Annotated in this window: 2 pseudogenes; both read left to right on the top strand. The window is 41.3% G+C overall.

Going from position 1 to position 458, the window contains the following annotated elements:
• Window positions 1-137: pseudogene (locus GBI66_RS19230) on the top strand (RNA-binding protein); the annotation flags it as partial.
• Between the two features lie 145 nt (window positions 138-282).
• Window positions 283-458 (top strand): annotated as a pseudogene (locus GBI66_RS19225) (DNA recombination/repair protein RecA); the annotation flags it as partial.

Genomic DNA, 458 nt, shown 5'->3' with positions numbered 1-458 from the left:
GACGGGAGTTGATTGCATCCCAACGAAAATTGCATAATCTTGCTCGACCTGATCATAGACCGAGTAAAAAGGATCGTAGACAGATTAATCGGTTTAAACAGGACAATGATCAACACTGGTCGTATGGTGATGAATAAAAACGACGAGTTGTGTCGCACACACACAGACAACACATAGAAGCTATAGCAAAAATCTGTCACTATTAGCCCTGTGAAACAAGTTGAGATTCAATGCATCCACTTGGGTTAAACGTGATGAACTTAGAGTATTGAGGTTTTTGAGATGGATGAGAATAAAAGCAAAGCATTACAAGCCGCGCTAAGTCAAATTGGGAAACAATTTGGCAAAAATACGGTGATGCGTCTCGGTGATAACACTGTTCAAGCAGTTGAAGCTGTATCTACAGGTTCTTTGACTTTAGATATCGCATTGGGGATTGGCGGTTTACCGAAAGGTCG

The organism is Acinetobacter sp. TUM15071, from assembly GCF_008980925.1.
In the GTDB taxonomy this organism is placed as follows: Bacteria; Pseudomonadota; Gammaproteobacteria; order Pseudomonadales; family Moraxellaceae; genus Acinetobacter; species Acinetobacter dispersus.
This window is presented reverse-complemented; position numbering and strand designations above follow the sequence as displayed.